The organism is Acidimicrobiales bacterium (assembly GCA_035546775.1).
Lineage (GTDB): Bacteria > Actinomycetota > Acidimicrobiia > Acidimicrobiales > JACCXE01 > JACCXE01.
This window is the reverse complement of record DASZWD010000065.1, coordinates 44,464-51,802: the sequence shown is the minus strand read 5'-3', so window position 1 is coordinate 51,802 and position 7,339 is coordinate 44,464. Positions and strand designations below refer to the sequence as shown.

Genomic DNA, 7,339 nt, shown 5'->3' with positions numbered 1-7,339 from the left:
CCCTCCTCCGATTCTTGTGATGTTGAAGGAGGGTCTTTGCCTTCCAACATCACAAGTTCGGGGGTTTCGAGGTCGGGGCGGTCGTCGAGCAGCGTCATCGCAGGGCCAGTCCGAGGGCGTGGGCGAAGGCGGCTTCGAGTTGCTGGCCGGGGCTGACCTGCACGACCTGAGCGCCGATCTCGCGGGCGCGGCGCGCCGCGTTCGGATCGGCGTCCTCCCACCGCACGAGGGCGACGACCAGCGACGTCCCCTTCTCGATCAGCAACCGCACGCGCGACGCCGTCTGACGGTCGAAGCCCGTCGACACGATCACCATGTGCATGTCGCCGCGGCGCTCGGTGATGACGCGCTCGACGGCGTCGTGCACCGACGCGTCGCTCAGTTGCAGGCGCGCCAGCTCGTCGAGCATCGCGATGCGGGCGCGGCCGCCGCGCAGCTCGGGCGCCAGCACCGCGTCGTTGCTGGCCAAGCGCACCGAGAAGCCCTGCTTGATGTTGTACGCCCCGAGCGACGCAGTGGCGCGCACGGCGAGTTCGAAGGTTTCCGACGGGTCGCCGGGGCTATGCGCCTTGCGCTGGTTGTCGATGACGAGGGTGACGCGGTCGGTGATGCCCTGCTCGGACTCGCGCACGAGGTAGCGACCGGTGCGCGCCGCCGCCGTCCACACGATGCGGCGCGGGTCGTCGCCGGGGACGTAGTCGCGCATGCCGTAGAACTCGAAGCCCTGCGGCCACGGCTTGCTCACCGGCGGCCGGAACGGCGGGTCTTCCCACATACGGGTGAGGGGGCGGTCGAAGATGGCGTCGGTCGTCGGGTGCACGATGACCTCGACGGGCTCGGTCAGCGGCTGCTGGTGACGGGCGAGGCCGAACGGGTCGGTCCATTCCGCCGAGAGCGGACCGAGTTGGTACACACCGCGCAACGCGGGGCGGATGGCGTAGGTGTGCACGAACTCGTTGCTCGGGCCGACGACGGGTACGGGCACGCGCACCGCGTCGGCGAGGAACGGCGACAGGTGCTCTTCGAGCACGAAGGCCCGCAGCGCCCGCGGGGCGCGCAGCGTCACCTCGACCTCGGCGAACTGCCCGACGCGCATGCGCGTCGGCAGAGCGGAGCGCTCGGCGACCAGGCGGCGCTTGCGGCGCGACGTCGCCGTCGCCGCGATCACCATGGCGACCCCGGCGTAGACGAGCAGGAACAGGGCGCGACCGCCGAGGGCGCGCGCCAGCAAGAAGCCGGCGCAGCTGCCGACGAGCACGACCGCGCCCGTCGGGGTCAGCCCCGTGTATCGCTCGACGAATGCGCCCACTGCGACGGCTTACGAAACGACGCCGAGGGGGACGGGGATGCGGGCGAGGATGCGCTCGAGCACGGCGCCCACCGTCTCGTCGCGCAGCTGCGCGTCGGGGGTGAGGATCAAACGGTGCTCGACCACGGCGTTGACGAGGGCGCGCACGTCGTCGGGCAGCACCACGCCGCGGCCCTGCGACGCGGCGCGCACCTTGCACGCCTTCACCAGGCTGATCGACGCCCGCGAGCTCGCGCCCATGAGCAGCGACGGATCGGTGCGCGTCGCCTGGCACACGTCGACGATGTACATCTTCACCGGCTCGGGCAGCTCGACGTCGTGGGTGAAGCGCTGCATGGCGATGATCTCTTCGGTCGCCGAGACCGGACCCAGGCGCGTGATCGCCTCGCTCGACGCGTTGGCGTCGAGCAACTCGCCCTCTGCCTCGCGGTCGGGATAACCGACCGACAGCTTCAACAGGAAGCGGTCCAGCTGCGCTTCGGGCAGCGGGAACGTGCCCGCCATCTCGAGAGGGTTCTGCGTGGCGAGGATGAGGAACGGCGTGGGCAGCGGATGCGTGTGGCCGTCGATGGTGACGTTGCGCTCCTGCATCGCTTCGAGCAGCGCCGACTGCGTCTTGGGCGTGGCGCGGTTGATCTCGTCGACGAGCAGCACGTTGGCGAACACCGGGCCTTCCCGGAACGTGAAGGTGCCGGTGCGGGCGTCGAGCACGGGGGCACCCGTCACGTCGGAGGGCAGCAAGTCGGGCGTGCACTGGATGCGACTGACCCGGGCGTCGATGGAAGTCGACAGGGCGCGGGCCATCATCGTCTTGCCCGTACCGGGCATGTCCTCGAGCAGGCAGTGGCCGTCGGCGAGCATGGCCGTCAGCACGAGGCGCAGCGCCGCTTCCTTGCCCTTGATGACGAGCGAGGCGTTGTCGACGATGCGCTCGAACGCCTCCTGGAATGCCTGCGCGTTCATGGTGGCGCGGCGCGTACTGCGCAGCGCCCGAGCGGTCGTAGCCATCTTCTTCGGGGTTCCTTTCATGCGGACTGCAGTTCTTTGCCGAAGTACGCGCCGCGTACGTCGGGGTCGGCGAGCACGTCGGCCGGCGGGCCCTGCGCGATCACCGCGCCGGCGCGCATGGCGACGAGGCGGTGGGCGACGGACGCCAGCACGTTGACGTTGTGTTCGATGATCAGCACCGCGCAGTCGAGGTCGCTCGAGATGCGCGTGACGAGCGGGCCGAGCACGTCGATCTCGCCGTGGGCGAGGCCCGACGCCGGCTCGTCGAGCAGCAGCACCTTGGGGCGCGCTGCCAGCTGGCATGCGAGGTCGACCATGCGCCGGGCGCCGAGCGACAGCGCGCCCACCGGCGTGTCGGCCGAGGATTCGAGGCCGAGCAACTCGAGGAGGCCGTCGACGCGCTCGTCGACGCGGCGCTCCTCGGCGCGCGCCGGCGGCAGCCACAGGCCGGCGAACACCGAGCTCTTCGTGGTAAGGCGCGTCTCGAGGGCGACGGCGATGCAGTCGCGCACGGTCAGCGACGGGAACAGCCGCACGTTCTGATACGACCGCATCAGGCCGAGGGCGGCGCGACGATGCGGAGCCAGTGTTGTGATGTCGGTACCGAGCAACCGCACCGCCCCGCCGGCCAGCGGCAGCTCGCCGGTCAGGCAGTCGAACAGGCTCGTCTTGCCCGCCCCGTTCGGGCCGAGAATGCCGACGACTTCACCGGCGGTCACGTCGAAGGCGACGTCGTCGACGACGCGCACGTCGCCGTAGGCCGCGCTCACGTGGTCGACCTCGAGGACGGCGTCGCGCTCGCCGTGCAACAGCCGCTGCGCCCGGGCGATCTCCGAGCCGCCGCCCGTGGCCGCGCCGCCGGCGCCGAAGGCCACGCTGGCGAACAACTCCGGGTGCTCGCGCAACGCGGCCGCGGGCCCCGAGTAGCGCACGCGCCCGCTTTCGAGAAACAGCGCGTTATCGGCGAGGTCCATCGCCGTGCTGATCGACTGTTCCACCACCACGATCGCCACCCCTGCAGCCCGCAACTCCGCGAGGGTGGCGAGCACGGTGTCTAGCACTTCGGCCGACAGCCCGAGCGACAACTCGTCGATGAGCAGCACCCGCAGCTGCGGGCACAGCAGCGCTTGCGCCAGCGCCAGCACGTGCTGCTCGCCGCCCGACAGATTTCCCGCCGCGGTGTCGAGGCGCGCCGCCAGCACCGGAAAGCGCGTGAGCACGTCGTCGATCGACGCATCACCGGCGGCGACGGAGAGGTTGTCGCGCACGGACAGCGTCGGCAGCACGGCGTCGTCGCCCGGCACGTACGCCACGCCTGCGGCCGCCCGCGCCTGCGGGAACCACGTCGTCACGTCGACCCCGCCGACTTCGACCGTGCCGTGCGCCGCCGGTTCGAGTCCGGCAAGCGCCCGCAGCAACGACGTCTTGCCGGCGCCGTTCAACCCGACCACGGCGAGCACCTCGCCCGCCGCCACTGCGACCGAAACCCCGGCGAGCGCCACCGCCCCCCCGTACGCCACGTCCAGCCGATGACACGCAATCACCGCCCCATCCTCCGAACTGGTCCTGTGGGCGACCGGGTCTCGGTCGCCCACAGGACCAGTTCGGGCCGCGGCGGCGGTGACGCCGTCGACGGGACGCAGGCGCGTGCCTTCGACGGGGCCGTACCCGTCGCCAACGATGCGGTAGCGAACGGGCACGACCGGGGCCTGGGCGCCGCGATCGGCGACGGGGATGCGTTCGCGCCCGTCGACGCCGCGCAGGCGCAGCTGGTCGTTGCCCTGCAGGTGCATGACGACGCGCACCGCGGCGTCGCGCAGTCCCGCCACCATGCCAGCCAGACCGCCCGGACGGACCGACAAGACGATGAGGGCGCCCGGGCCGTTGAGGAAGCCGACGAGCCCGGCGCTCACCATCGCCAGCACACCGTTGACCGTGGCGCCGAGCACCGGACCCGAGACCGCGCTCAAACCGCCGATGACGACCACGAGAAACAGCCCGGCGCTGCCGACGGCGGAGAACGCGTTGGGTTGCGCACCCCCGAGCGAGTACGCCAGCAATCCGCCGCCGAGGCCGGCGAGCAGGCCGGCGACGGCGAAGCCTTCGAGGCGCAAGCGCGTCACGTCGACGCCAAAGGACGCCGCGGTGCGCGCGTTGTCGCGCGACGCGATCAACGCTCGCCGCAAGCGGGAGCGTCGGAGGCCGAGCACGATCGCCAGCGCGCCGAGCAAGACCGCCACGGCGAACCAGTAGAAGTAGCGGTCGCTGCCGAAGTCGAGGCCGAGCATGACGGGCCGCGGGAGGTCGGTCGGCAGGGCGCGCCCGAGCAATTGTCCGTCGCTCAGCAGCACCGCCGGGACCGCGAGGGCGAAGGCGAGGGTCATGATCGCCACGAACGGACCGGGCAGGCGCAATGCCGGCAGCCCGACGAGCGGCGCGATCGCCGCGGCGGCGAGGGCGCCGAGCACCAACGCGATCGGCATGGGCACGTGCCACGAGGCGCCGGCGAGGGTCGCCACGTAACCACCGACGGCAGCGAAACCGAGTTGGCCGAGCGACACCTGGCCACCCCAACCGGAGAGCACGAGCAGGCTCAGGCCGATCACGATCTCGGCAACGACGACGATGCCGAGACTCAGCTGTCGCGGCGTGGCCACCAGCGGATAGCTGAGGAACGCCATGCCCACGACGAACGACGAGCCGCGCAAGAGCCCGTGCACGCCCGGCGTGATGCGGACGTCGTCAGGCACCGGTGCCGGTTCAGGCGCGGAGGTGAACACCGATTCGGCGTCGCGCTCGGCGCGGCTGGCGCGGCCGCGCTGGATGAACAGCGCCACGCCGATGATGACGACGAGGGATCCGGCGAACTGCACGTGCGAGTGGAAGTTCCAGAACATCGCCTGGTCGAGCACGCACAGCAGCACGGTGGCGACGAGCGACAGACCGATGCTGGTGAGCCGCGCCAGCACCACCGCGGCGAGCACCAGGGTTAGCGAACCCATGTCGAGGCCGACGACCGGCGCGCTCGATGCGAGCACCACGCCGAGCACGCCGGCGGCGCCGCTGAGCAACGCGGCGACGACCCACGGCGACGCCGTCTCGCGCACGATGTCGACGCCGAGGGTGGCGGCGCGCTCGGCGTTGGCCGCGGTGGCGCGACTCACGAGGCCGCGGCGCCCGACACGGAAGCGCAGCGTCAACGCGCCGAACGCACCGACGGCGACGACGACCGCGAGGATCTCGTAGAGGTGGAAGCGCGCCCCACCGCTGAGCGTGAAGCCGAGCAGTGTGTGGCCCGGCGCCAGGAACCGCGACGCTTCGGGCACGGGCGGCTTGCCGTTGATGCCCGTCCCCGGCCGCGGACCGTAGGGCAGCCACGACCAGATGTGGTGGCCGAAGAACTTCGTCGGCCGCGTCGTGAGCAGTCCCGGTGCGCCGCCGAGCCACACCGCGAGGGCGAGCGTCGCCACCGTCGGCACGATGCGCGGGGCGCGGGCGAATCGCGCCGCGATCTGCACGAAGGCGAGGCGCCCGGCGCCCCGGGCCAGCACCAGCGCCAGCGCGCCGCTGATGACGATGTTGAGCGCCAGCGCCCACGGGTGGTGGTGCAGCAGGTACGCGCGAAAGAGGTCGGGGTTGTGCTGCAGCTGCGACATCGACGCCCCGTGCGGGCCGAGGCAGTGGCACAGGCCGTTGCCGAGGACGGGCCACTGGTTGTAGAGGACCCAGGCGTAGAACAGCGTGGCGGCGAACGCGCCGAGACCGAACTGCGCGAAGCTCAGGACGCGGGTGCGCGAGTAGAGCAGCGAGATGCCCATCGCATGGAGGCCCAGCACGCAACCGGTGACGACGCCGAGCCCCGCAATTCCGAGCGGCAGCCCCTGCGGTCCGAGCGCGACGAGACCAATCAGTCCTCCGACTAGCAGCAGCTCAGGCCGCCCCCGTACCTTACTGATCAATCGTTCGGTCAGAAGTCGTACATTGCCTTGCTTGCTCGGAACTGTCAATATTCTCGCGAGAAGTCGTCGGAACGATCGTTAAGTTATGGCCCTGGACTCCACCGAAACCGCCACGCTCCTGCCGCCGGGCATCGACCTGCCACCGGCGAAGCGCCGTCTCTACGAGACGGCGATGGAGCTGTTCGGGCGCGACGGCTACCACGCCGTGTCGATCCGCGACATCGCCACCGCCCTGGGCCAGCAACCCAGCGCCATCTACTTCCACGTCACGAGCAAGCAGGAACTTCTCTTCGAACTGGCGCTGATGGGCCACCGCTCGCACTTCGAGACGATCCGCAACGCGCTGCTCGACGCCGGCGCCGATCCGCACGACCAGCTGCGTTCGGTCGTCGCGGCCCACGTGCGCGGTCACCTCACCTACCCGTCGATGGCGCGCCTCACCAATCGCGAGATGCGCGCCCTGCCGCCCGACGAGCTCAAGACCGTCCTCGACATCCGCACGCAGACCGAGCAGATCTTCATCGACGTGCTCGACCGCGGCGTCCGCCTCGGCGCCTTCCACTGCGATGACACCTTCCTGGCGGCCAAGGCCATCGGTGCCATGGGCGTGCGCCTCCCCGAGTGGTGGACGCCCGACGGGCCGCGCACGCCTGAGCAGATCGTCACCGCTTACACCGAGTACGCGCTCAAGCTGACCACGTAACTCGGGTCCAACGGACTGACTTTCGACTCTGGTCCGGGTCCCGCGCCCGCCGCAGGCTGGCGGCATGACCTACGCAGCCAATCACGAGTCAGACGAGTGGCAACAGGCGCGTAAGCGAGTCACCGAACGGCGCGACTTCGGCGCGCACGTCGTCACCTACGTCGTCGTGAACGCCTTCCTCGTCGTCGTGTGGTCCATCACGGGGCACGGCTACTTCTGGCCCGTGTGGATCCTCGCCGGGTGGGGCATGGGCCTCGTCCTGCACGCCTGGGACGTGTTCCTCCGTCGCCCGGTCACCGACTCCGACATCGAAGCCGAACTCCGCCGCCGCCACGACTGACGTTCAGCGCACGACAACGT

Annotated in this window: 5 protein-coding genes; 2 read left to right on the top strand and 3 right to left on the bottom strand. The window is 70.8% G+C overall.

Translation table 11 applies throughout. The features are described from left to right. Window positions 1-94: 94 nt before the first annotated feature. The 3 genes from VHC63_16575 to VHC63_16565 are packed head-to-tail and all read right to left on the bottom strand — an operon-like array spanning window position 95 to window position 6,276. Window positions 95-1,309, bottom strand: a complete 1,215-nt coding sequence (locus VHC63_16575; protein ID HVV38225.1) for a DUF58 domain-containing protein — start codon at window positions 1,307-1,309, stop codon at window positions 95-97. Between the two features lie 9 nt (window positions 1,310-1,318). Beyond that, the gene (locus VHC63_16570) at window positions 1,319-2,317 is read right to left on the bottom strand and encodes a MoxR family ATPase (protein HVV38224.1); all 999 of its coding nucleotides are present in this window, start codon (window positions 2,315-2,317) and stop codon (window positions 1,319-1,321) included. Window positions 2,318-2,334: 17 nt separating this feature from the next. Then, window positions 2,335-6,276 (bottom strand): ATP-binding cassette domain-containing protein, encoded by a 3,942-nt coding sequence (locus tag VHC63_16565; protein ID HVV38223.1) that lies wholly within the window; start codon window positions 6,274-6,276, stop codon window positions 2,335-2,337. A gap of 85 nt (window positions 6,277-6,361) precedes the next feature. On the opposite strand from VHC63_16565, the gene VHC63_16560 reads away from it, so the two are divergent. Together VHC63_16560 and VHC63_16555 are read left to right on the top strand one after the other, a co-directional pair. Further along, window positions 6,362-6,979 carry a TetR/AcrR family transcriptional regulator gene (locus tag VHC63_16560; protein ID HVV38222.1) on the top strand — a complete coding sequence of 206 codons (618 nt, stop codon included), beginning with the start codon at window positions 6,362-6,364 and terminating at the stop codon, window positions 6,977-6,979. A 64-nt stretch (window positions 6,980-7,043) separates the two neighbouring features. After that, window positions 7,044-7,319: a 2TM domain-containing protein gene (locus tag VHC63_16555; protein HVV38221.1), complete on the top strand. Its 276-nt coding sequence runs from the start codon at window positions 7,044-7,046 to the stop codon at window positions 7,317-7,319. Window positions 7,320-7,339 lie beyond the last annotated feature (20 nt).

Coding starts and splice junctions, on each gene's coding strand:
- VHC63_16570 (HVV38224.1), bottom strand. CDS start 2,317: ATGGCTACGACCGCTCGGGCGCTGCGCAGTACGCGCCGCGCCACCATG.
- VHC63_16560 (HVV38222.1), top strand. CDS start 6,362: ATGGCCCTGGACTCCACCGAAACCGCCACGCTCCTGCCGCCGGGCATC.
- VHC63_16555 (HVV38221.1), top strand. CDS start 7,044: ATGACCTACGCAGCCAATCACGAGTCAGACGAGTGGCAACAGGCGCGT.